Genomic DNA, 24239 nt, shown 5'->3' with positions numbered 1-24239 from the left:
CTTCATAGGTAGCTCCTTGGACGGTCCGCGCCTCTCCATATCCCAGTTTCCGCAAACGCGTTCTGACCGCTGAGCGGCTCGGGCACCCGCTGCGTGCCCGCTGACAGCCGATCACGATCTTCGGGACGCCGGCGCCTCGGTGCCGACGACATGGAGCATCGAAAGGGTCATGCCCCTATGATCGGTCAATTCGATCCGCCAGTCGGCGGTCCAGATCGCGGATGGATCATCGCGGATCAGGTCGGCGACATGCCGCCCGGCTTCCATCCGGGCCGCATCGACGCTGGGGCATTCGAATCCCTCTTCGTCGCGCTCGGCCGAACTGTGCAGAAAATAACGCATACACGCTCCATCGGGAGAGCGCCCCAAACGAACAGGGGCTCCGGCGGTTGCCCCCATTTCGTCAGCGTTTTCAGTATCTTTTTCTCATATCGATCGGCGGCCGAGGCAAGGTGCGGCCCATGCAGGCGGCTATGCGCCTACTTTCCCAGACATGGTCGGCCGCCCGCCTCTTCTTACCGCACGCTCTTGCGCTGGATGAGGTTGAGGATGCCCAGCAGCACCACGGCACCCACGAAGGCGATCAGCAGGCCGGTAAGCGAGAATTGCTGCACGCTTCCGCGCACCCCCAGCAGCGGACCGGACAGCGCATTGCCGATCAGCGAGCCAACGCAGCCCACGACGATGTTCCAGAAAATTCCCATGGTGGCGTTGCGGCCCATGACGATGCTGGCAAGCCAGCCCGCGATCCCTCCGACGATCAGCGCAATGATCCAACCCACGGCTCTTCTCCCTATCTTCGATCACCAGCAGACGTTTGCGCCGTGCGATGGTTCCTCGGCTCGTCCTCCTTCGCGAGGGAGAGACCGGCGGCCCTTCCGGGAAGGTGCCGGTCGATGCGGGGTTTTCCTGCCGGACGCGGCCCGCGCACGGTTACCCGGGGGGGCGGAGCCTGCGGCCGACTGGAGCGTCCCGTCCCGCCTTTGGGGCGAAGGCGGGACGCTTTCGCCCGGAGTGATTTCAGGTCAGGCGGAATTACCCGATGACTCGGAAATCAAATCGTCGAGGCCGCCGTCGTCTCTATCCGCCTGCCCGGCGCGATGTCGTTGATCGAGGTCAGTACATGGATGAGGGCGGGCCGGCCGGAAGCGCGCGCCTCCGCGAAGGCAGGTCCGAAATCGGCGGTCTTCTCCACGCGCCACGACGCGATGCCGAAGCTGCGCGCCAGCGCCCCGAAATCGGGATTGACGAGATCGGTCGCCACCGTCCGTCCGGGGAAATTCCTTTCCTGGTGCATCCGGATCGTACCGTAGGAACCATTGTCGATCAGCACGACGATCATCGGGATATCGTGCTGTACGACAGTCGCGAGTTCCTGGGCCACCATCATGAAGCAGCCGTCGCCCGCGACCGAGACGACCTCGCGTGACGGATGGATCGACTTTGCGGCGATCGCCGCCGGAAAACCATAGCCCATCGCTCCGCTGGTCGGCGCCAGCTGCGTCCCGAAGCCATGACAGGGGAAGAAGCGGTGGAGCCAGGCGGCATAGTTTCCCGCGCCGTTGGTAACGATCGCGTCGTCGGGCAGAGCGGCGCGCATCTCACCGAACAGTTCGGACAGATTGACCGGGCCGGCCGTCGGGACCGGCTGCGTGAACGCCTCCCAGTCGGCGCGCGCCTCCGCGCGCCAGGCGGTCCAGCGCCGATCGCCATCGAGGCTCGCCAGCCCGATCGCCGCCGCATCCGGATCGGCGACGGCGGCAATCGCCGCCGGCCAGACGCGGCCCAGTTCCTCGGGATCGGGATGAATATGCACCAGCCGCTCGGCGGTCACCGCCGGATCGAGGAAGCTGTAGCCGCCGGTCGGATTGTCGCCCAGCCGCGCGCCCAGCGCGATCACCAGATCGGCCTCGGCAAGGCGCGCAACCAGCCGGGGATTAATACCCAGGCCGAAATCGCCGATATAGCAGGGCCGGCGGTTGTCGATCAGATCCTTGCGCCGGAACGACAGGGCGATGGGCAGGTCCATTCCCTCCGCCCAGTCGGCGAGCCGCCCGGCCGCTTCCCGGCTCCAGCCGGAACCGCCCAGGATGAGCAGCGGCTTCGATGCAGCCCGCAGGCGATCGCCGATCGCTGCCAGCACCCCGGGCTCCAGGCCGCTGCGCACCGGACCCGCCCGCCATGGCAGCGCGGTGCCGACGGCCGGCTCGGTCAGCACATCCTCGGGCAGCGACAGCACGACGGGTCCGCGACGGCCGTTCAGCGCCGTCGAGAAGGCCCGGCGGACGATCTCGTCCACGCGGTCGGCCTCCTCCAGTTCCGCCGTCCATTTGGCGATGCTGCCGAACATCTGGCGATAATCGACCTCCTGAAAGGCGCCACGCCCGCGATGCCCCCGCTCGATCTGGCCGACGAACAGGATCATCGGCGTCGAATCCTGCTCCGCCGTATGGACGCCGACCGCCGCATGGCTCGCGCCAGGACCGCGCGTCACCATGCAGATGCCGGGCCGGCCGGTGAGCTTGCCATAGGCTTCGGCCATGTTGGCGGCGGCAATCTCGTTGCGGCAGGTTATCAGCCGGATCTCCCGCCTGAGGTCGTACAGCGCATCCAGCACCGCCAGATAGCTCTCGCCCGGTACGCAGAAGACATGATCGACCCCTTGCGCCACAAGCGCCTCGGCTAGTCGCGAAGCGACCGTGGCGGGGCTGGTGCGGGTCATGTCGTGCATCGAAATCCTCGATCGTGCGGCCGGTATCGGCAGGGGTCGCGGAAGGAGCCACGCCCGCGATCGGCCTCGTGCAATGATATCATAGCCATGGTCGGCGTCGACAGGCTCCACGGGGCTGCGGACGGTGGCAGGCCCGTCGCGGATCGCAGGCGCGGCCGGTCATCGGCTGTCCGCGCCGAGCCGCGGCGAGCCATGGTCGAGGGCGAGCTCCGCGTCGGAAAAGCGGATCGGGGTGCGAAGCCCCGGCACCTGATATCCATCGGCATCGAACCCCTGGACCAGCCCGCGATGAGCGATCTGCGGATCGGCAAAGGCCTCGTCGAGCCGGTTGATCGGCCCGGCCGGCACGCCGGCCTGTGCCAGCGCATCGAGCAGCGCAACCTTCGTCCAGCCCCGCGTCGCCGCCCCGATGACCTCCGCCAGCGCATCCCGGTTGGCCAGGCGCAGCGCGTTGGTTTCGAAGCGGGGATCGGCCGCGATGCCGACCAGATCGCAGAATTTGCGGAACTGCCCGTCATTGCCGACGGCCAGGATGAACCAGCCGTCCGACACCGGATAGACCGCATAGGGGGCGATGTTCGGATGGGCATTGCCAAGCCGCGTTGGCGCCGCGCCGCCCACCAGATAGTTCATCGCCTGGTTGGCGAGCGTCGCCACCATGACGTCGAACAGGGCCATGTCGATATGCTGGCCCCGCCCGGTGCGGGCCCGCTGAGCGAGCGCCGCCTGGATCGCGATCACCGAATAGAGGCCGGTCAATATATCCGCATAGGCGACGCCGATCTTCTGCGGTTCGCCCTCGGGATCGCCGGTCAGGTCCATGATCCCGCTCATGCCCTGGACGATGAAGTCGTATCCCGCCCGCTGGGCATAGGGGCCGTCCTGGCCGAAGCCGGTGATCGAGCAATAGACCAGTCCCGGGTTGATCGCGGCCAGGGCGGGGTAGTCCAGCCCATATTTGGCGAGCCCGCCAACCTTGAAATTCTCGATCAGCACATCGGCGTCGGCCACCAGAGCGCGCACCTGCGCCTGCCCCTCGGCGGTCGTGAAATCGGCGACGACCGACCGCTTGCCACGATTGGTGGCATGGAAATAGGCGGCGTCCTGCCCGCCATCGGGATAGGTGACGAAGGGTGGCCCCCATCGGCGCGTGTCATCGCCGCCGGGGCTTTCCACCTTGATCACCTCGGCGCCGAGGTCCGCGAGCGTCTGCCCCGCCCAGGGGCCCGCGAGGATGCGGGCCAGTTCGACCACCTTCACCCCCGCGAGCGGCGGCCCGGCCATCAGAAGGCCGCGATGCCGGTGATCGCGCGGCCGAGGATGAGGGCGTGGACATCATGGGCGCCCTCATAGGTGTTGACCGTCTCGAGGTTCATCATGTGGCGGATGACCTGATATTCCTCGGAGATGCCGTTGCCGCCGTGCATGTCGCGGGCCGCCCGCGCGATATCGAGCGCCTTGCCCACATTGTTGCGCTTGACGATCGAGACCATCTCCGGCGCGAAGCGGCCCTCGTCCATCAGCCGCCCGACCCGCAGGGAAGCCTGCAGGCCCAGCGCGATGTCGCTCATCATGTCCGCCAGCTTCTTCTGATAGAGTTGCGTCGCGGCCAGTGGTCGGCCGAACTGCTTGCGGTCGAGGCCATATTGGCGCGCCGCCTCGAAACAGAATTCGGCGGCGCCGAGCGCCCCCCAGCTGATGCCATAGCGTGCCCGGTTGAGGCAGCCGAACGGCCCCTTCAGCCCTTGTACGTCGGGCAGCAGCGCATCCTCGCCCACCTCGACCTCGTCGAGGTTGATCATGCCGGTGATCGAGGCGCGCAGGCTCATCTTCCCTTCGATCTTCGCAGTGGAGAGGCCCTTGGCGCCCTTATCCAGCACGAAGCCGCGAATCTCCCCGCCATGCGCGTCGGACTTGGCCCAGACGACAAAGACATCGGCGATCGGCGCGTTGGATATCCACGTCTTGTTGCCGTGGAGGCGATAGCCGCCGTCGATCTTCGCGGCGCAGGTGCGCATGCCGCCCGGATCGGATCCCGCGTCGGGCTCGGTCAGTCCGAAGCAGCCGATCCATTCGCCCGATGCGAGCTTGGGCAGATAGCGCTGCTTCTGCGCCTCCGAGCCATAGGCATGGATGGGATGCATGACGAGGCTCGACTGGACGGACATCATCGAGCGATAGCCCGAATCCACCCGCTCGACCTCGCGCGCGACCAGGCCATAGGCGACATAGGACGCCGCGGCGCCGCCATAGCTTTCCGGCAGGGTGACGCCGAGCAGCCCCTGCGCGCCCATCTCGCGGAATATCTCCGGATCGGTGTGTTCCCGCGAGAAGGCGTCGATCGCGCGCGGCTGGAGCCTTTCCTGCGCATAGGCGCGCGCCGCGTCGCGGATCATCCGCTCGTCGCCGGTCAGCTGGTCATCGAGAAGGAAAGGATCCCCGTGATTGAAGCGCACCATCCCCGCCATCACATTCTCCGTCGTTGCACACACGCTTGTGCGCGGCGACTATGATCATTTCAATCTCGATAAAATTGGATTCTATTCCGATTTAGTGATTAAAAAGAGTCATGCTCGATACGAAGGCCGTGCGCAGCTTCATTGCCCTGTCGGAGGACCTGCATTTCACCCGCACGGCCGACCGCCTTGCCATCGCGCAATCGGCGCTGAGTTCGCAGATACGCCGGCTGGAGGATGTGGTCGGGGCGCCGCTGCTACATCGCCGCAAGCGCGCCGCGGTTTCGCTGACCCGGACAGGGGAGATATTCCTCGCCCAGGCGCGGGCCGCGATCGCCCAGCTCGACCGGGCGGAGCGGATCGGCCAGCTGGCGGCGCGCGGCGAGGCTGGGCCGGTCGAGATCGGCTATATCTTCTCGGCGGCGATCTGCGGGATATTGCCGGCCATGCTCCGCGTGCTGCGAGATCAACTGCCGTTGCTGCAGCTCCGCCCGTCGATGATGGAAACGCCGCAGCAGATTGCAGCCATCGCCGATGCGAAGCTCGATGTCGGCCTGATCCGGCCTCGTTCCAACTATCCTGAGGCCGTCAAGGCGATCCCGCTCTATCGCGAGACCACCCTGCTCGCCCTCGCAGCCTCGCACCCGCTGGCCGCGCGCGACGAGATCCGCGCCGCCGACCTGGCCGGGGAAAGCTTCATCAATCCGCAGTTCCACGCCAATGACGGCTTGGGAACGAAGCTCCGGCAACTGGCCGAGCTCGGCGGTTTCGCGCTCGACCCGATCACCCAGGTCAATGATTTCGTCACCGCCGCGTGCATGGCGGCGGGCGGCCATGGCGTCGTTCTGGCCCCCCATTCGCTGCGCAACATCACCATCGAAGGCCTCATCTTCCGCGAAATCGTCGACTATCGCGAGAGCCTCGAAATCGCCCTCGCCTATCGCGTCGACGGATCCTCCGCGCCGGCCTTGTCGATCCTGGAACTGGTCAGGGAATTGCAGCGCCAGTTCGCATGTGATTCAACATCCGCCCTTGATCGCCGTACCTGAGCACCGAAGGTTTTTGTCGAACGCACGCTTAACACACCCACTGATCGAGATTAGTTTCTCAAGCTGCCGGGTCGACTCCACGGGCAATCCGATCCAGTCTAGCCACCGGACAGACGTGCAGGCTGGGTCAGGGGACGGAGTTGGACCACGAAGCAATCATAGACGCGATCTATGAAGCTGGCGCGATGCCGCACTTGTGGCCGGACCTTCTCGAAAAGCTGGCGGTCCTGGTCGGGGCCCGCGGTGGCAACGTCATCCACGCCCGGACAGGCGGGATGGTGCGGCGCGCCTCGTCTCCGGGGATCGAGGCGACCACGATCCAGTTCGCGGCGGAGGGCTGGGACCGCCGGAACAGCCGTCTCGACCGATATCTCGCCCGGCCGCCTTATGCCGGCTTCCTAACCGACAGCGACCTCCACAGCGAGGAGGAACTTCGTACCCTGCCTATCTATACCGATTTCCTCATTCCGCGCGGCGCCGCCGCCGGCGCGGCGACATTGATCCGTGGCGCGACCCAGGACACGGTTGCGATCACGCTGGAAGCCTTCGCGGACCACGCCCGTTCCCGAAGCGCGCTTCCCATTCTCGATGCGCTTCGTCCGCATCTCGGCCGGGCGGCGACGCTGAGCGGCAGGCTGGCCATGGAGCAGGCCCGGGCCGCGATCGAGGCGCTCGAGATGATCGGAACGCCGGCCGCGATGATCGACGTCCGCGGCCGCCTGCTGACCGCGAACGATCTTTTCGACCGGATCATCGGAAAGTCGCTGCTGGACAGCCGGTCGCGGCTCCGGCTGAAGGACGGCCGATCCGATCTGAGCCTGGGAGACGCGATCGAACGACTGACGGCTCAGAAAAGGGGCAGCTCGATAGCCATAAGCCTGGACGACCAGCGCCGCGTCGCCATGCACCTGCTTCCGGTGAACGGCGCGGCCCGGGACATCTTCTCCCCGGCAAACGGGTTGGTGGTCCTGGCCGATTCCGTGGACGATCGCTTGCCTGAGGGCGATCTGCTGCAGGCGCTCTTCGATCTCACGCCGACCGAGGCGCGGATAGCGCGCGATATCGCGCAGGGCATGGGAGCGAGGGAGGCCGCGCGGGCGGCCGGCATCGCGCATGAAACCGCGCGCACCCACCTCAAGGTCATATTCCAGAAGACCAATACCCGGCGCCAGAGCGAACTGGCGACCCTGCTGCCGCAATATGGGCTGCCGACCACACAAAGCTAGACCAACCCGCCCAGTCTTCGACCGGCCTATCGGCCGCGGCGCGCCGGGACGATGGAGCATGGGGTGCGATCCTTGCGCAGGCGGATCACCAGATTCGCCCTGCCCGGCATCTCGTCCAATATGTGGCGCGTCAGCCGCTCATAGAAGCGGATGAAACGCTCGACCTCGGCATCGCTCATCACGCCGCTCGCGCCGGGGGCCGCGCCGCGTGCCAGGCCATGTTCCTGCTCGATCCGCCAGTCGCGCACCGCCTCGAATCCCGGGGCGGCGAGCAGGACCAGCATGTCGATGCGGCCGAACAGCGCCTGATAGTCTCCGGCCAGTGCCCGGTTGACCGTCCTGCGCCAGCGGCCCGCACCATCCTCCAGCCGTTCGAGATCGTTGACCGGCTCCGCGAGGGCGTCGTCCGCCTGCGGCCGCGCGCCGACGCACCATCCTTCCAGGATCAGCAGCCGGGTGTCGGCGGGGGCCTCGTCCCAGTCCGCTTCGGGAGCGCGGTCGTCCTGCGCCTTGTCGAAGCGGGGCAGCCTTGCCGGCAGGCCGCTAGCCAAGGTGTCGAGTATGTCCAGGCCCAGCCCGACATCATGGGTGCCGGGCACGCCGCGCACCGCAAACAGCGGATGCACGTCGCGGGCCAGCGCCGCGCGCTCGGCGTGAGTGCGATAAAGATCGTCGATCGACAGGACCGAGGTGGGGACTCCGGCCGCCCGCATATGACCGGCCAGCGCATCCGACAGCGTCGACTTGCCGCTGCCCTGCGCGCCGCAGATGCCGAGCACGAAAGGGCGCACGCTGGCCCGCTCCATCGCCTCGCGCAGCGCCGGCTCGACGGCGGCCAGCGCACTGGCGGGCTCAGGCGACACGGTTGGGCGGCTCGCGGCCGTCGAGCAGCGCTTCGAGATTGAGCATAGCCTGCCGCCCCATCGCCTCGCGCGTCTCCAGCGTGGCACTGCCGAGGTGAGGCAGCAACACGACATTCGGTGCGTCCAACAGCAGGGGATGGACCGCCGGCTCGCGCTCGTAGACGTCGAGCCCCGCCCCGCCGATCTTCCCCTCGGTCAGCGCCGCCGCCAGCGCCGCCTCGTCCACCACCGAGCCGCGCGCCGTGTTGATCAGCAGCGCGCCGGGCCTCATCCGCCCCAGCATCGGCGCATCGATCAGATGATGGGTTTCGGCGCCGCCCGGGCAATGCAGCGAAACGATGTCGGCCTCCGCCATCAGCGCGTCGAGCGAGGCCATATATTGTGCACCAAGATCGTCGTCGGCCACGGGCCGGCGGCTGTGATAGCTGAGTTCGACGCCGAAGGCGGCCCGGGCGCGCCGCGCGGTCTCGCGCGCGATCCGTCCATAGCCGACCAGCCCCAGCCGGCGCCCCCGCAGGGAGCGCCCGAGCAGATGGGTCGGCCTCCAGCCTGACCAGCGACCCTCGCGCAATTCGCGCTCGCCCTCCCCCGCGCGGCGGCTGGCCATCAGCATCAGCAGCACCGCCAACTCGGCGGTCGCCTCGGTCAGCACGTCGGGGGTATTGGTGACGGCGATACCGGCGGCGCGCGCGGCGGCAAGGTCGATATGATCCACGCCCGCGCCATAATTGGCGATGATCCGGGCGCCACCGCCCGCGCCGATCACCGCCGCGTCGATCCGGTCGGACACCGTCGGGCACAGCACGTCGAAGGTCCGCATCGCCTCGGCCAGTTCGGCCTGCGACATCGGCCGGTCATCGGTATTGATGTGGACCTGATGGCGGCTTGCCAGTTCCGCCTCGATCGCGGCGGGCCAGCGCCGGGTCAGCAATATGCGCGCCAAGGATCGCTCCTCCCAGCCATGGTTCGTCCGGTCGCCGCGTAGCCGAGTGCAGGAATTTTCGCGACAGGAAGTTGGCGGGCCCTGCCTCCGGGCTCGTCAGGCCGCGACGAGCATGTCGGCGAAGGGGTGCAGCCTCGTTTCGATCTCGCGCGCGGCGGCGTGGAGCCGGCCCAGATAGGAGGTCGGCCGACGCGGCTCGGCGCTCTGGGTCACCACCAGCGATATGGCGGCGACCACCCGGTCCATGGCGCGGATCGGCACGGCGATGCAGACCAGGCCCGGGACCATCTCCTCCTGGTCCAGCGCATAGCCACGCTCGCGGATACGGGCGAACTCGTCCCGGAACGCCGAAGGCGTCGTCAGCGTACTCGGCGTCAGCGCCACGAAGCCGCCTCCGGCCACGAACAGCTCGCGCTCATTTTCCGGCAGATGGGCAAGCAGCGCCTTGCCCAGGCCCGTGCAATAGGCCTCCAGCTGCATGCCGAGCCGCGATACCGCATTGTCCTCGGCGTCGCCCTCCTTCACCAGATAGGTCATCATATTCTCCTCGAGGATGCCGAGATGGCAGATCCGGCCGGTCCGCCGCGACAGCCGCGCCAGGATCGGCCCACCGATCTGGGCCAATATCTTGGCGGAATCGTCCTGCCGCCGCGCCAGCCGGCGCAGGGTGGGGCCACCGACATAATGGCCGCGCTCCAGCCGGGCGACGAAGCCGGCCTGTTCGAGCCCGGCCAGCAGCCGATGGACGGTCGAGACGGGCAGATCGGCCGCGCGGGCAAGCGCCGACATCGATGGGAATGCTCCGCCTTCGATCACCTGCACCAGCAGCGCGAGCGACTTGTCGACCGATCGGGGCGATGCGGTGGGGGAAGAGGACATGTCATTCTTATCCCACGATATGGAAAAACAAGACAAGCGGAGTTTGCTCGGGCCGGTCGCCCTGCCCTATTTTCGATGCCGGCAGAAGGGCCCGACGATCGGGCGGACGGCATATCGGAGAGATCCCCAGCGATGACCGAGAAGATCAAGGCGGCGATCATAGGGTCGGGCAATATCGGCACCGACCTGATGATCAAGATGATCAAATATCCGCAGAATATGGAACTGGCGGCGGTGGTGGGCATCGACCCGGCATCGGAAGGTCTGGCGATGGCGCGCGAGCGCGGCATCGCGACGACTCATGAGGGGCTCGAGGGGCTGAAGAATCTGCCCGACTATGCCGAGATCGGTATCGTCTTCGACGCGACATCCGCCTATGCCCACAAGGTACATGACGAGGCGCTGCGCGCCGACGGCAAGCTGGTGGTGGACCTGACGCCCGCCGCGATCGGCCCCTTCACCATCCCGCCGGTCAACATGGACGAGCATCTTGATGCGACCAACGTTAACATGGTGACGTGCGGCGGCCAGGCGACCATTCCGATGGTGGCGGCGGTCAGCCAGGTCGCGACGGTGCATTATGCCGAGATCGTCGCTTCGGTCTCGTCGCGATCGGCGGGCCCCGGCACGCGCGCCAATATCGACGAGTTCACCCGCACCACCGCTTCGGCGATCGAGAAGGTGGGTGGCGCCGCCAAGGGCAAGGCGATCATCATCCTCAACCCGGCCGAGCCGCCGATGATCATGCGCGACACCGTCTTCACCCTGTCCGAAGGCGCCGACGAGGAGACGATCCGCGCTTCGGTCAAGGCGATGGTCAAGAAGGTCCAGGCCTATGTGCCCGGCTACCGGCTGAAGCAGGAGGTGCAGTTCGAGCGCTTCGGCGACAATAACAAGCTGAAGATACCCGGACGCGGCGAGTATACCGGCATCAAGACTTCGATCTTCCTGGAGGTCGAGGGCGCCGGTGACTATCTGCCAAGCTATTCGGGCAATCTCGACATCATGACCGCCGCCGCCAAGGCGACCGGAGAACTGCTCGCTGAGCGCATCATCACAGGGAGGGTCGCGGCATGAGCTTCGACGTAGCCAAGGACAAGCTCTACATCCAGGACGTGACGCTGCGCGACGGCATGCACGCGATCCGGCACATGTACGGGATCGATCATGTCCGCGCGATCGCCAAGGCGCTCGACGATGCGGGCGTGGACGCAATCGAGGTGGCGCATGGCGATGGTCTCAACGGCGCCAGCTTCAACTATGGCTTCGGCGCGCACACCGACTGGGAATGGCTGGAGGCCGTGGCCGAGGTGCTGACCCGGTCGGTGCTGACCACGCTGATCCTGCCCGGCGTCGGGACGGTGGACGAGCTGCGCCGCGCCTATGACATCGGCGTGCGGTCGGTCCGCGTCGCGACCCACTGCACCGAGGCGGACGTCTCGAAGCAGCATATCGGCATCGCCCGCGATCTCGGCATGGACGTGTCGGGCTTCCTGATGATGAGCCACATGATCGAGCCCGAGGCACTGGCGCAGCAGGCGCTGCTGATGGAGAGCTATGGCGCGCAGTGCGTCTATGTCACCGACAGCGGCGGCGCGCTCGACATGGACGGGATCCGCACCCGCTTCCAGGCCTATGATCGGGTGCTCAAGCCCGAGACGCAGCGCGGCATGCATGCCCATCACAATCTCTCGCTGGGCGTCGCCAACTCGATCGTCGCCGCGCAGGAAGGCGCGGTGCGGATCGACGCGAGCCTCGCCGGCATGGGTGCCGGCGCCGGCAACGCCCCGCTGGAGGTGTTCGTCGCCGCCGTCGACCGCAAGGGCTGGAACCATGGCTGCGACGTGATGGCGCTGATGGACGCGGCCGAGGATCTCGTCCGCCCCTTGCAGGACCGCCCTGTTCGCGTCGACCGCGAGACGCTCGCGCTCGGCTATGCCGGCGTCTATTCGAGCTTCCTGCGCCACGCCGAGAAGGCGGCGGCCGACTATAAGCTGGATACCCGCGCAATCCTCGTCGAGCTCGGCCGCCGCAAGATGGTCGGCGGCCAGGAGGACATGATCGTCGACGTCGCCCTCGATATGATCAAAGCCGGATCCTAACCATTCCACGCCCGGACGGCGGCTCCCACGCCGCCGCCCGGGCGCCTGCCTTGCCACCCTCGCATCACTCTGGTCGATCGCGACTGCCATCCGCTCGGCATCTCGGGCGCGATCGACGCGCTCTAGGTGTGAGCTTTCAGGAGGTTGTTCATCCGGCGTGACCGGATCAGACTGATGTTGCGACACGTCAGGTCTGGAGGAACGACCGGATGAACATCCACAAGAATGCCCGAACCACGCCCTTCAGTCGAGCCGAGATCGTCCGGCGCGTGATGGTTCTGCGCGAGACGCCCAGGGCGGTCGCGACCGCCCTGGGCGTCTCGGAGCGAACCGTAGCCAAGTGGCTGGCACGTTATCGGATCGAAGGCGAAGCCGGTCTCGTCGACCGCAGCTCGCGCCCACACGCCATGCCCCGCGCCACGCCCGCCGACCGCATCGAGCAGGTCATCGCCCTGCGCCGTCAGCGCCTCTGCGGCAAGCAGATCGCCGCCACGCTGAAGCTCTCGCCAGCCACTGTCAGCCGGATACTGCGCAACGCACGCTTGAGCCGAATGCGCGATCTCGATCCTCCCGAGCCCATCCGTCGCTATGAGCGCGCGCACCCCGGCGAGCTGATCCACATCGACATCAAGAAGCTCGGCCGCTTCGAACGCGTCGGCCATCGCATCACCGGCAATCGGACAAAGCAGAGCAGCACTCGCGGCAGCCGTGCTGGCGAGCGCTACGGCGCGGGCTGGGAGTTCGTCCACGTCTGCATCGACGATGCCTCGCGCATCGCCTTCAGCCAGATCCTCCCCGACGAAAAGAAGGAAAGCGCAACCGCCTTCCTCTTCGCCGCCATCGCCTATTATCAAAGCCTCGGCATCACTGTCTCGCGCGTCATGACCGACAACGGCGCCTGCTACAAAAGCTTCGCCTTCCGCGACGCCTGCAAAGCACTCGGCCTCAAGCACATCCGCACCAAACCCTACACGCCCAAGACTAACGGCAAGGCCGAACGCTTCATCCAGACCAGCTTACGCGAATGGGCATATGCTCGCGCCTATCCAACCTCCGAGCACCGCAAACGCGCCCTCAGTCCATGGCTCCATAATTATAACTGGCACCGCCCCCACGGCAGCTTACAATCACAACCGCCCATCAGCCGACTACGTCAGCCAATGAATAACCTGTTGAGGCTCCACATCTAGGGACGACCCTGGGCGGTCGCCCCCCTCCCGAGCCGCGCCTCCTGAGCGGGCCCTCGGCGACACCCCCCCAAACGCCATGCCACACAATTCTCCGTCCGGCAGGGACTGCCGTGCCCTCCACATGGCTGGCCACGAAACAAAGGACGGGTAAAGCGCCCGATCGGCCCGGCCTTGTCCGGCCGGCCCGCATGTTGCCGGCAACGGACATCCGGTGCCCCTGTCCTTCAAACGTCAAAGAGAAGCCCGGACAAGCTGGCTGCTTGCGGGTGCCATCGCATCACCGGCGTAGCGATGGAACCGAACGACATCTTCGAAACCTTCGCTCGACAAGGGAGTACAAGATTTCATTACCTGACGACATCTATCCGGAAGCCCCGATCACTTCGCAGCGGTAAAATGATTCGCCGTGTCGCCGTCCGATTTCGTCGAGAGACCGCGTCATCGCCAGTCACGGAGGTAGAAAAACCCTGCGCCGATCGCCTTGGAAAGTTTTTGGGATGAGCTCGGGCTTCTGGATATTGCCGCCATCGGGAAGGCCTTCGACAGAACCAGCTTTTGGCGGTTATCAGGACTATTTGAAGGTGGCGATCGCCGTTTCGCGGCCGACGAATAGCTGCCCTGCACGCCGGCCGCCGCCAAAAAAATCTGGCGCTCCTCATCAAAGCAATTGTTTCTTTGCGAATATTGGACGAAGAAGCGCCTTCAACTGCAAGGACCCCATACCCATGGCTGACGAAACCGTTCTGGCTCTGACCGCCGATATTGTCGCGTCGCATGTCGCCAATAATAATGTCTCGGTCTCGGACTTGCCCGCACTGATCAAGAGCGTTCATCAGGCACTCGAGGGCCTCGGCAAGCCACAGAGCGCGCCGGAACCAGAACTCAAGCCGGCGGTGGCAGTCCGTTCGTCGGTGAAGCCCGACTATATCGTGAGCCTTGAGTCCGGCAAGAAGATGAAGATGCTCAAGCGTTATCTTCAGACCAACTACGGCATGTCGCCGGATGACTATCGCAAGAAGTGGAATCTTCCGGCTGACTATCCGATGGTCGCGCCCAATTACGCCGAGCAGCGCAAGGCGCTCGCGGTGAAGATCGGCCTCGGCCGCAAGCCCGCCGCCAAGGCCGCCACTGCGGCGAAGCCCGCTGCGACGACCAAGCCCGTAACCGCCCCGAAGCCTGCCGCGGCGAAACCGGCAGCGGCAGCGGCGAAGCCGGCCCCAGCCGCGAAGCCGGCGGCGGCGGCAAAGCCCGCGCCGGCAGTGAAGCCCGCGGCAGCCACAGCGAAGCCGGCGGCTGCCAAGACTGCAGCGGCGCCGAAGCCTGCCGCAGCCGCAAAGCCCAAGGCGGCCCCCAAGCCCGCAGCGGCAAAGCCGGCAGCCGCGGCAAAAGCTCCCGTGGCGGCAAAGCCGGCAGCGGTAGCGAAAGCCCCCGCAGCGGCAAAGCCCGCCGCAAAGGCGAAGCCCGCGTCCACGCCCAAGGCCGAAACCAAGGCTCCCGGCAAGGCTGCGGCAAAAGCACCGGCCAAGGCCCCGGCGAAGGCCGCTTCCGCCAAGCCGCGCGCCAAGAAGACGCCGGCCTGAATATCGGCAGGCCCGCCGCCCCTCCGGGCACGGGCCAGCCGAAACGCTCCGGCCCTGACGCTTCTCATAGGCCGGCCCCGCTTGTATGTGGGGCCGTTGCCGTTAAGAACCGCCCATCGAATATGAGGATGGGAGAGACGGCATGGCTGGCAATGAACGGATCGCGGTGATCGGCGGCACTGGCAAGCTGGGCGCGGCGATCGCGCGGCGGCTGGCCAAGGCCGGGCGTGCGGTGGTGATCGGATCGCGCTCGGCCGAGAGCGCACAGGCCAAGGCCACCGAACTCGGCTTCGGCCTTACCGGCATGAGCAACGCCGACGCCGCCCAGGCCGGTGACGTCATCATTGTCACCGTCCCCTTCGACTCCCAGGATACGACGCTGGCCGGCATCAAGCCCTATGTGGCCGGCAAGCTGGTGGTAGATACCACCGTGCCGCTGGTGCCGCCCAGGGTGATGCGCGTGCAGCTGCCGGCGGAAGGCAGCGCGGCGGTGCGCACGCGGAACGCGCTGGGCGATGGCGTGCGGATCGTCTCCGCCTTCCACAGCGTGGCGGGCCACAAGCTGATCACCGACAAGGATATCGAGTGCGACGTGCTGGTCTTCGGCGACGACAAGGCCGACCGGCAGATCGTCGTCGAGCTGGCCGACGCGATGGGCCTTCGCGGCATCCATGGCGGCGCGCTGGTCAATTCGGCGGCGGCGGAAGCACTCACGTCGATCCTGATCTTCATCAACAAGACCTATCAGGTCGACGGCGCCGGCATCCGCATCACCGGTGAGCTGATCCAGCCCGACGCCTGACGGACTGGCGGGGGCCGGCGGCATCGCCATCCTCCCCCGTCCGGTCACTCCCCGTCAGCCGGTCAATGCTTCTGCTGGCTCATCCGATCGACCCAGGCGATGCCGAGCGCGGACAGGATGAAGGCCATGTGGATCACCGTCTGCCAGAGCAGCCCGGTTTCGGTGATGCGGCCGTTCGGCTGGCCGATCATGTCCGCCTCGATGAACGAGCGGAGCAGATGGATCGAGGAGATGCCGATGATCGCCATGGCCAGCTTGACCTTGAGCACGCCAGTGTTGACGTGGCTCAGCCATTCCGGCTGATCGGGATGGTTGTTCAATCCCAGCCGCGACACGAACGTCTCATAGCCGCCAGCGTGAACTGAAGATCAGCAGAGGCAGCGGACGTAGCTTCTGCGGCGGGTTTTCCGAAGTTTGCGAAGTCATGCCGGCGCCATGCGGCCAACTTTCGCGTCGGGGCAACCATGTCACGCGCATGAAACCGTTGCGTGGACCGGTGTGCGCGCCCAAACGCTGCTTGTCGCGCCCAAAGCCGTTCGACCTTCCCTCAACGGACCCGCATCCCTATCTTCACGTCCGACATGCCGCCCGATCACGCTTCCGCCACCACCGCCGCCCCCGAACAGGGCTGGGAGACCCTCCGCCGCTTCATCCCGTATCTCTGGCCGAAACACGAGCCGGCGCTGCGCGCGCGCGTGGTGATAGCGCTGCTGCTGGTGCTGGCGGCCAAGGCGGCGGTGCTGCTGATGCCCTTCGCCTACAAGGCCGCGATCGACCGGATGACACCGGGCTTCGAACCGGGGGTCATGATCGCGGTGGCGCTGGTCGTCGCCTATGCGGGCGCGCGCTTCGGCGGCGTGCTGTTCGACAATATGCGCAACGCGATCTTCGAGCTGGTCGGCCAAGACGCGGGACGGCGCCTCTCGGTGGAGGTATTCTCCCAGCTTCATCGGCTGTCGCTGCGCTATCATCTCGAACGGCGCACCGGCGCGCTGACCAAGATCGTCGAGCGCGGCACCAAGAGCATCGACACGATGCTCTATTTCCTGCTGTTCAATATCGGCCCGACTATTTTCGAGCTGAGCGCGGTCTGCCTGATCTTCTTCTTCAAGTTCGGCTGGGGCCTGGTCGCCGCGACGCTGTTCGCGATCGCCTGCTATATCCGCTTCACCCGCAAGGTGACCGAGTGGCGCACCAAGATGCGCCGCGCGATGGTCGAATATGACACGCGCGCGGCAGCCCGCGCCGTCGACTCGCTGCTCAATTACGAGACGGTCAAATATTTCAGCGCCGAGGCGCGCGAGACCGCCAATTACGGCCAGGCCGTCGAAGATTATGCCCGCGCTGCGACGAAGAATGAAAGCTCGCTGGCGCTGCTCAACGTCGGCCAGTCGCTTATCACCAACCTGATGATGGCGGGCGCAATGGGCTACAGCGTCTATGGCTGGAGCAAGGGCTGGTATTCGCCGGGCGACGTGGTGTTCATCAACACCATCCTCAGCCAGCTGTTTCGGCCGCTGGACATGCTCGGCATGGTCTATCGCGAGATCCGCCAGGGGCTGATCGACATGGAGGCGATGTTCCGGCTGGTGGATACGCCCGCCGAAGTGACCGATGCCCCCGATGCGAAGCCGCTCGCCGTCACCGGCGGGCTGGTCCGCTTCGAGGATGTCACCTTCCACTATGATCCCGAGCGGCCGATCCTTAAGGGGATCGACCTGTCGATCCGGCCTGGCGGTACGCTGGCCGTGGTTGGCCCTTCGGGTGCGGGCAAGTCGACTCTCGCGCGCATCCTCTACCGCTTCTACGACATCAGCGGCGGGCGGGTGACGATCGACGGGCAGGACATCGCCCATGTCACCCAGGAATCGCTGCGCCGCGCGATCGGCATCGTCCCGCAGGACACGGTATTGTTCAACGACACGATCGGCTACAATATCGGCTATGGCCGCGAGGGCGCGACCCGGAACGAGATCGAGGCAGCAGCGCAGGGCGCCGCGATCCACGACTTCATCCTGTCGCTGCCGCACGGCTATGAAACGAAAGTCGGGGAACGCGGGCTGAAACTGTCGGGCGGTGAGAAGCAGCGGGTAGCGATCGCCCGCTCCCTGCTCAAGAACCCACCCATCCTGATCCTCGACGAGGCGACCAGCGCACTGGACAGTCGTACGGAGGCCGACATCCAGGCCACGCTGCGCGGCGTCGAACAGGGCCGCACCACCATCGTCATCGCACACCGCCTGTCGACTATCGTCCATGCCGACGAGATCGTCGTCCTGGAAGCAGGCCGCATCGCCGAGCGCGGCAGCCACGCCGAGCTGATGGCGCGCGACGGCCTCTATGCCGAGATGTGGATGCGCCAGGCGAGCGAGGCCGAGGAGAAGGACAAGGAGGCGGCATAGCCTGCCTGATATTCGCCGTGCCAGCGCAGGCTGGCATCCATGTCTCTCTTCACCCGCGATGGCATCTGTGGTGAATACAGACATGGACCCCCGCCTTCGCAGGGGTGACGCGTTGGGGGCATAAGCGAGTTGCAGGTCCGGCACGAACTTCGTCCGCTCACCTCCGCGCGCGGGATCGCGGCCTGGTATGTAGTCCTCTATCACATCCGGGAAAGCGCCAGCGGCTCACTGCCCCAGGGCGTGATCGATTTTCTCGCCAAGGGCTATCTCGCGGTCGATTTCTTCTTTGTGCTGTCCGGCTTCGTGATCTGGCTCAACTATCGCTCTCTCCTCGGCGAACATCGCTGGCGGGCGGTGCCACATTTCCTGTGGCGGCGGCTGGCGCGGATCTGGCCGCTCCATCTGCTCGTGCTGCTCGGCGCGGTCGGCTTCGCGCTGGCCTGCGTCGCGACTGGACGGGCGCTGCCGCCCGATTACCGCTGGGAGACGCTGCCCTTCCATCTGCTGCTGCTCCAGAATTGGGGCTTTCTTCCCGAACTCGGCTGGAACGTTCCCGCCTGGTCGATCAGCTGCGAACTGGGCGCCTATCTCGTCTTCCCGCTGCTGGTGACGCGCATCGATTGGCAGAGGACGTCGACCCCGGTACTGATCGCCCTGCTCGGCCTGCTGATGCTCGGCCTGTTCGGTGTATTCACCGCCATGGGCAAGCCGCTGCTCGGCAACGACATCCCCCACCTCGGCCTCCCGCGCTGCCTGTTCGAGTTCGCAATGGGAACGATCGTCGCCGCGCTGTGGCTGCGCTGGCGCGACGCGCCCAACCGGCCCGCGTTGATCGCGGGCGTGCTGGGCGTTGCAGGCCTCGCCGCCTATTTCGCGGGCGCACCCGAGACGCTGGCGCTGCCCTTCACCTTCGTCACCTTCCTGCTGATGCTTGCGCTGACCTCCGAAAGGCCCAGTCCGATGAAGGGCCGCATGATTCACTGGTTCGGCGAGATCAGCTACGCGACCTATCTGGCGCATGCCTTCCTCTACATGCTGTTCAAGATCGCCTTCGTCAGCGACGTGAACGATGTGCCGCTGCCGCTGATCGGCCTGTTCCTGCTGATCGTCGTCGCGGTGTCGGCAGCGCTCTATCACGGCTTCGAGCTGCCCGCGCAGAAGTGGATGAACCGGCGCGGACCCAAGCGCCCTTGAAGGCTCGACACCCCGTCCCCAGCCGCTAGAAGGGCCTCCATGCCCACCCCCCTGGAAGCCCTGCACGAAACCTTCGGATTTTCGCAGTTCCGGGGACGGCAACAGGATGTGATCGACCGGGTGATGGCGGGGTGCAACACACTGGCGGTGATGCCGACCGGCGCGGGCAAGTCGCTGACCTACCAGATCCCGGCGCTCTGCCGCGAGGGCACCGGCCTTGTCATCTCGCCGCTGATCGCGCTGATGCACGATCAGGTCCGTTCGGCCGAAGCGGCGGGCATCCGCGCCGCCGCGCTGACCTCCGCCGATGACAACCGCTTCGAGACGATGGACCGGCTGCGTGCCGGCCAGCTCGACCTGCTCTATGTCGCGCCCGAGCGGGTCTCGACCGAGGGTTTCCGCCGGCTGATCGACCAGACCCCGCTCGCGCTGATCGCGATCGACGAGGCGCATTGTGTCTCCGAATGGGGCCATGATTTCCGCCCCGACTACCGGCTGCTGCGCGGCCTGCTGGAGGAACGGCCCGAGGTCCCCCGCCTCGCGCTCACCGCCACCGCCGACCACCACACCCGCGAAGACATCCTCGCCCAGCTCGGCATCGAGCCCGACGGGCTGATCCTGGCCGGCTTCGATCGGGAGAATCTACGCTACGGCATCACCACGCGCGATGGGGTGGCGAAGCAGCTGATGGCGCTGCTCGACGACAATCCCGGATCGGGCATCGTCTACGCCCCCACCCGCGACGCGACCGAGAAGCTTGCTGCGCAGCTCGGCGCCGGCGGCCGGCCGACGCGTGCCTATCACGCCGGGCTCGATCCCCAGATCCGCGCCGCCAACCAGAGGGCCTTCGTCGCCAGCGAGGATATGGTGATGGTGGCGACGGTCGCCTTCGGCATGGGGATCGACAAGCCCGACGTCCGCTTCGTCGCCCATGCCGGCCTGCCCAAGTCGATCGAGGCCTATTATCAGGAGACCGGCCGCGCCGGGCGCGATGGCGAGCCCGCCGTCACCCAGCTTTTCTGGGGCGCCGACGACTTCGCCCGTGCCCGCCGGCGGATCGAAACCGATGTCGAAGAAGGCCGCCGCCCCGGCGAGCGCCAGCGGCTGAACGCCATGGCGATGCTGGTCGAGGCACCGGGCTGCCGCCGCGCGATCCTGCTCCGCCACTTCGGCGAGACGCCCCCGCCCGCCTGCGGCAATTGCGACAATTGCCTGAACCCGCCGACCGGCATCGACGGCACGGTCGTCGCGCAGAAACTGCTCTCGGCCGCCTTCCGGACCGAGATGCGTTATGGCGTCACCCATCTCACCGACGTGCTGGCCGGCCGCGAGACCGAGCGCGTGCTGATGCTGGGGCACAATCGGCTTTCCGTGTTCGGCATCGCCGACGAGGCCGAACTCAAGCTGATCAAGCCCGTGGCCCGCGCCCTGCTCGCGCGCGACGCACTGCGCGCCGACGATTATGGCGGGCTGAGCTTCGGTCCCGGCGCGCGGCCGATCCTGAAGGGCGAGGAACGGCTGCCGCTCGTGCTGCCGCCCGAACGCGCGCGGCGGCGCAAGGGCAAGGAGCGGGTCGACTATCCGCACGACCCACTGTTCGACGCGCTGCGCACCCTGCGCCGCGACCTTGCCCGCGCGCAGGGCGTGCCGCCCTATGTGGTGTTTAACGACGCCACCTTGCGCGAAATGGCGACGATCAGGCCCGACAGCCTGGCTGGCCTCGCACAGGTTTCGGGCGTAGGGGCCAAGAAGCTGGAAACCTATGGCGAAGATTTCCTTGCCGCCATTCGCGCCTTTGAAGACTGAGGGAGACATCCATGTTCCGCAAGATCGACGAGACCATCTCGGTCGCCCCGCAGATCAGCGTCGAGCAGGTCCAGCAAGCCGCGGACCAGGGCTTTACGACGATCATCAACAACCGCCCCGAACAGGAGGAGCCTGGCCAGCCCTCGGGCGATGCGATCCGGGAAGCCGCGCGGGGCGCGGGGCTCGCTTACGTGGCGATCCCGATCACCCCCGGCGGCTTCACGGCGCAACAGGTGGAAGCGATGCAGAAGGCGCTGTCCGAGGCAAAGGGCCCCGTGCTCGCCTTCTGCCGTTCGGGAACCCGCTCAACCTTCGTCTGGGCGCTGGCGCGCGGCGCCGCGGGCGACGATCCGGCGACCCTGGCCGAAAAGGCGGCGAACGCCGGCTACGACATCTCGCCGATTGCGCCCCTGCTCGCCCGGCGCTGATATCCGCTCGCCCGGCACCCAGTTGAGGCGCGCCCAGATCGGCAGGTGATCCGAGGCGAGCCGCGCCCGTTCGCTGGCATGGGCGCCGCAGGCCACCAGGTGCAGATCGGGTGTATGGATGATCCGGTCGAGGCATCCGACCGGGCGACGGCTGTGATAGCTGCGCCCCGTCGGTGCGACGTGGAGCCCGCCGAATTCGCGGATGCAGCCGCCGTGGAGCGACCATTCGTTGAGATCGCCCATCAGCACCGTCGGCATCGGCTGGCGACGCTGAATCTGCTCGAGGATCGCGCGGACCTGCCGCCGCCGCCATAGGCCGGACAGGTCGAGATGCATGCCTATCACGCGCAGCTCGCGTCCGGCCACGCGCAACTCCGCCATCACCGCGCCGCGCGGTTCCAGGGTCGGCAGCACCAGCGGCGCGTAATCGGTGATATCGACCGAATGGCGGACGAGGATCGCGTTGCCGTGCCAGCCGATCCCGCCGGGCCGGATGTCGAAATCGACCGCCTTATATTCGCCCTGGGCGATCAGATCGGCGGGCAGCGCGCTCTGGCGCGCGCCGAAGCGGCGATCGGCCTCCTGCAGGGCGACGATGTCCGCGCGGATTTCGTGCAGCACATCGAGCACGCGATGCGGGTTGCGGCGGCGGTCGGTGCCCAGGCCCTTGCGGATATTGTAGCTGGCGACTGTGATCATGATTCCGCCTTCCATAACAAAAAAAGGGCCGATGGGTTGCCCCATCGGCCCAGTGCGTTCGCAGGAGGAACGCCCGGAGGAGCCGGCCCGGAGGCCGGCCCCAATTCGCAATCAGTAGTTGTAGGCGCGCTCGCCATGCTCGGCGATGTCGAGGCCTTCCAGTTCGACTTCGGCCGAGGGACGCAGGCCGATGGTCTTGTCGATAAGGAAGAACAGGACCGCGGAGACACCACCCGAAAGGGCGAGAGTAAGCGCGACAGCCTTGATCTGGGTGATCACCTGACCGGCCATGTCATAGCTTCCGACCGCCGCCGGGAAGACGGTGTAATCGAAGAAGCCCTGACCGCCGAGCGCCGGATCGGCAACGATGCCGGTGCCGATCGCGCCGACGATGCCGCCGATGCAGTGGATGCCGAACACGTCGAGCGTGTCGTCATAGCCGAGCTTGTTCTTCACGGTGGTGCAGAAGAGGAAGCACACGAGCGTGGCAACGGCGCCGAGGATGATCGAGGTGATCGGAGCCGCGAAGCCGGCCGCCGGGGTGATCGCGACGAGGCCGGTGACGGCACCCGAGGCAGCGCCCAGCAACGAAGGCTTACCATGGACGAACTGTTCGATGACTGCCCAGGCCAGCGCCGCTGCGGCGGTGGCGACGAGGGTGTTGATGAACGCAACCGCAGTCACGCCATTGGCTTCGAGGTTGGAGCCGGCGTTGAAGCCGAACCAGCCGACCCACAGCAGCGAGGCGCCGATCATGGTCATGGTCAGCGAGTGCGGAGGCATCGGCTCCTTCTTGTAGCTGACGCGCTTGCCCAGGACGAGGCAGCCAGCAAGGCCGGCGATACCCGCGTTGATGTGGACAACGGTGCCGCCGGCGAAGTCCAGCGCGCCCCAGCTCCAGATCAGACCAGCATCGGTCGGCGCATCAGGCAGGAAGTCCGGGCCCGCCCAGTACCAGACCATGTGGGCCATCGGGAAATAAACGATGGTCAGCCACAGGACCACGAACAGCATCAGCGGCCAGAACTTGACGCGCTCCGCGAAGGCGCCGACGATCAGCGCCGGCGTGATGCAGGCGAAGGTCATCTGGAACACCACGAAGACGAATTCGGGCAGGTAGAGGTTATTGGAGAAGGTGGCAGCCATGGTGGTGCCGTCGACGCCCTGAAGGAAAGCCTTCGAGAAACCGCCGAAGAACTGGTTTTCGCCGCCGGAGGTGAAGGCCATCGAATAGCCCCAGCCAACCCAGACGAGAGCGGCAACACAGACGATGGTGAGAACCTGCATCAGGACCGACAGCATGTTCTTGCTGCGGACGAGGCCGCCGTAGAAAAGGGCGAGCGCGGGCACCGCCATCATCAGCACCAGCGCGGCGCAGACGAGCATCCAGGCGACATCGCCCTTGTTGTACATGGTCGCCATCTGCTCGGCAGTAGGCGCCTTGATGAGATCCTGCGCCCAGGCGGGCGCGGCGACGAGCGCGGTGACGGCGAGAGCGCCGAGACCGGACGCCAGCTTCTTGTGGAGCGTCATGTTTCCCCCTTCTATCAGAGCGCGACGTCGTCGGTTTCGCCGGTGCGGATCCGCACCGCCTGCGCGACGTCGAGGACGAAGATCTTGCCGTCGCCGATGGCGCCGGTGTTGGCGGACTGCTGGATCGCCTCGACGACCCGGCCGGCCAGGTCGTCGGTGGTAGCCACCTCGACCTTGATCTTCGGCACCATGTTCGTGCTGTATTCGGCCCCACGGTAGATTTCCGTCTGGCCCTTCTGCCGTCCGAAGCCCTTGACCTCGGTAACGGTCATGCCCTGCACGCCCAGGCCCGAGAGCGCTTCGCGCACCTCGTCCAGCTTGAACGGCTTGATGATGGCAATGACGAGTTTCATTAC

At 66.4% G+C, this 24239-nt stretch carries 22 protein-coding genes and 1 pseudogene; 11 read left to right on the top strand and 12 right to left on the bottom strand.

Annotation, left to right across the window (positions count from 1 at the left end; translation table 11 throughout):
- Positions 1–111: 111 nt before the first annotated feature.
- From CMV14_RS05005 to CMV14_RS04985, 5 genes are all read right to left on the bottom strand, one after another.
- Positions 112–342, bottom strand: coding sequence for a DUF6894 family protein (locus CMV14_RS05005; protein WP_066964151.1), 231 nt, complete (start codon positions 340–342; stop codon positions 112–114).
- Positions 343–515: 173 nt separating this feature from the next.
- A complete protein-coding gene (locus CMV14_RS05000; RefSeq protein WP_066964155.1) occupies positions 516–782 on the bottom strand; it encodes a GlsB/YeaQ/YmgE family stress response membrane protein in 267 nt (88 codons plus the stop codon).
- A gap of 272 nt (positions 783–1054) precedes the next feature.
- Positions 1055–2731 carry a thiamine pyrophosphate-binding protein gene (locus tag CMV14_RS04995; RefSeq protein WP_096367676.1) on the bottom strand — a complete coding sequence of 559 codons (1677 nt, stop codon included), beginning with the start codon at positions 2729–2731 and terminating at the stop codon, positions 1055–1057.
- 159 nt (positions 2732–2890) lie between these two features.
- Positions 2891–4015 (bottom strand): CaiB/BaiF CoA transferase family protein, encoded by a 1125-nt coding sequence (locus CMV14_RS04990; RefSeq protein WP_066964157.1) that lies wholly within the window; start codon positions 4013–4015, stop codon positions 2891–2893.
- Positions 4015–5199, bottom strand: coding sequence for an acyl-CoA dehydrogenase (locus tag CMV14_RS04985; RefSeq protein WP_066964217.1), 1185 nt, complete (start codon positions 5197–5199; stop codon positions 4015–4017). The genes CMV14_RS04990 and CMV14_RS04985 overlap by 1 nt, the downstream gene beginning before the upstream one ends.
- Before the next feature lie 101 nt (positions 5200–5300).
- On the opposite strand from CMV14_RS04985, the gene CMV14_RS04980 reads away from it, so the two are divergent.
- A complete protein-coding gene (locus CMV14_RS04980; RefSeq protein ID WP_066964160.1) occupies positions 5301–6236 on the top strand; it encodes a LysR substrate-binding domain-containing protein in 936 nt (311 codons plus the stop codon).
- Between the two features lie 140 nt (positions 6237–6376).
- Entirely contained in the window at positions 6377–7462 is a 1086-nt protein-coding gene (locus CMV14_RS04975) for a helix-turn-helix transcriptional regulator (RefSeq protein WP_096616587.1), read from the top strand.
- 26 nt (positions 7463–7488) lie between these two features.
- Here the strand turns inward: CMV14_RS04975 and CMV14_RS04970 are convergent, their stop codons facing one another.
- The 3 genes from CMV14_RS04970 to CMV14_RS04960 all read right to left on the bottom strand — a co-directional run bounded on the left by CMV14_RS04970 (position 7489) and on the right by CMV14_RS04960 (position 10147).
- A complete protein-coding gene (locus tag CMV14_RS04970) occupies positions 7489–8268 on the bottom strand; it encodes a kinase (protein ID WP_066964220.1) in 780 nt (259 codons plus the stop codon).
- A 46-nt stretch (positions 8269–8314) separates the two neighbouring features.
- Positions 8315–9268: a 2-hydroxyacid dehydrogenase gene (locus tag CMV14_RS04965; RefSeq protein WP_066964166.1), complete on the bottom strand. Its 954-nt coding sequence runs from the start codon at positions 9266–9268 to the stop codon at positions 8315–8317.
- A gap of 96 nt (positions 9269–9364) precedes the next feature.
- Positions 9365–10147 carry an IclR family transcriptional regulator gene (locus tag CMV14_RS04960; RefSeq protein WP_066964169.1) on the bottom strand — a complete coding sequence of 261 codons (783 nt, stop codon included), beginning with the start codon at positions 10145–10147 and terminating at the stop codon, positions 9365–9367.
- Positions 10148–10279: 132 nt separating this feature from the next.
- Here CMV14_RS04960 and CMV14_RS04955 point away from each other — a divergent pair, with 132 nt between their 5' ends.
- The 5 genes from CMV14_RS04955 (at position 10280) to npdG (ending at position 15821) form a co-directional block, all read left to right on the top strand.
- On the top strand, positions 10280–11224 hold the full coding sequence (locus CMV14_RS04955) for an acetaldehyde dehydrogenase (acetylating) (RefSeq protein ID WP_066964172.1): 945 nt from the start codon (positions 10280–10282) through the stop codon (positions 11222–11224).
- Positions 11221–12249 (top strand): 4-hydroxy-2-oxovalerate aldolase, encoded by a 1029-nt coding sequence (gene dmpG / locus CMV14_RS04950; protein ID WP_066964175.1) that lies wholly within the window; start codon positions 11221–11223, stop codon positions 12247–12249. Before CMV14_RS04955 ends, dmpG begins: the two co-directional genes overlap by 4 nt.
- Before the next feature lie 209 nt (positions 12250–12458).
- Positions 12459–13439 carry an IS481 family transposase gene (locus CMV14_RS04945; protein ID WP_066970399.1) on the top strand — a complete coding sequence of 327 codons (981 nt, stop codon included), beginning with the start codon at positions 12459–12461 and terminating at the stop codon, positions 13437–13439.
- 497 nt (positions 13440–13936) lie between these two features.
- Complete coding sequence (locus tag CMV14_RS27470) at positions 13937–15019, top strand: Ros/MucR family transcriptional regulator (RefSeq protein ID WP_331251137.1); 1083 nt, start codon at positions 13937–13939, stop codon at positions 15017–15019.
- Between the two features lie 142 nt (positions 15020–15161).
- Entirely contained in the window at positions 15162–15821 is a 660-nt protein-coding gene (gene npdG / locus CMV14_RS04935; protein ID WP_066968548.1) for an NADPH-dependent F420 reductase, read from the top strand.
- 62 nt (positions 15822–15883) lie between these two features.
- Here the strand turns inward: npdG and CMV14_RS04930 are convergent, their stop codons facing one another.
- A complete protein-coding gene (locus CMV14_RS04930; RefSeq protein WP_096367675.1) occupies positions 15884–16156 on the bottom strand; it encodes a YqhA family protein in 273 nt (90 codons plus the stop codon).
- Positions 16157–16402: 246 nt separating this feature from the next.
- Between CMV14_RS04930 and CMV14_RS04925 the strand changes: the two genes are divergently transcribed.
- From CMV14_RS04925 to CMV14_RS27085, 4 genes are all read left to right on the top strand, one after another.
- The gene (locus CMV14_RS04925) at positions 16403–18223 is read left to right on the top strand and encodes an ABCB family ABC transporter ATP-binding protein/permease (protein ID WP_066968550.1); all 1821 of its coding nucleotides are present in this window, start codon (positions 16403–16405) and stop codon (positions 18221–18223) included.
- A gap of 129 nt (positions 18224–18352) precedes the next feature.
- Positions 18353–19417 carry an acyltransferase family protein gene (locus tag CMV14_RS04920; RefSeq protein ID WP_066968552.1) on the top strand — a complete coding sequence of 355 codons (1065 nt, stop codon included), beginning with the start codon at positions 18353–18355 and terminating at the stop codon, positions 19415–19417.
- A gap of 39 nt (positions 19418–19456) precedes the next feature.
- Entirely contained in the window at positions 19457–21223 is a 1767-nt protein-coding gene (gene recQ, locus CMV14_RS04915) for a DNA helicase RecQ (protein WP_066968554.1), read from the top strand.
- 11 nt (positions 21224–21234) lie between these two features.
- On the top strand, positions 21235–21651 hold the full coding sequence (locus tag CMV14_RS27085; RefSeq protein ID WP_066968556.1) for a protein tyrosine phosphatase family protein: 417 nt from the start codon (positions 21235–21237) through the stop codon (positions 21649–21651).
- Positions 21652–21669: 18 nt separating this feature from the next.
- Here CMV14_RS27085 and CMV14_RS04905 read toward each other — a convergent pair.
- From CMV14_RS04905 to CMV14_RS04895, 3 genes and pseudogenes are all read right to left on the bottom strand, one after another.
- A pseudogene (locus CMV14_RS04905) lies at positions 21670–22350 on the bottom strand (endonuclease/exonuclease/phosphatase family protein); the annotation flags it as partial.
- Positions 22351–22461: 111 nt separating this feature from the next.
- Positions 22462–23883 carry an ammonium transporter gene (locus CMV14_RS04900; protein WP_066968558.1) on the bottom strand — a complete coding sequence of 474 codons (1422 nt, stop codon included), beginning with the start codon at positions 23881–23883 and terminating at the stop codon, positions 22462–22464.
- A gap of 14 nt (positions 23884–23897) precedes the next feature.
- Positions 23898–24236: a P-II family nitrogen regulator gene (locus CMV14_RS04895; protein ID WP_056357155.1), complete on the bottom strand. Its 339-nt coding sequence runs from the start codon at positions 24234–24236 to the stop codon at positions 23898–23900.
- Positions 24237–24239: the final 3 nt, after the last annotated feature.

This window comes from Rhizorhabdus dicambivorans (genome assembly GCF_002355275.1).
GTDB classification, from domain to species: domain Bacteria; phylum Pseudomonadota; class Alphaproteobacteria; order Sphingomonadales; family Sphingomonadaceae; genus Rhizorhabdus; species Rhizorhabdus dicambivorans.
Note: the sequence above shows the minus strand (reverse complement) of the source record. Positions and strands in the feature narration are given on the sequence as shown.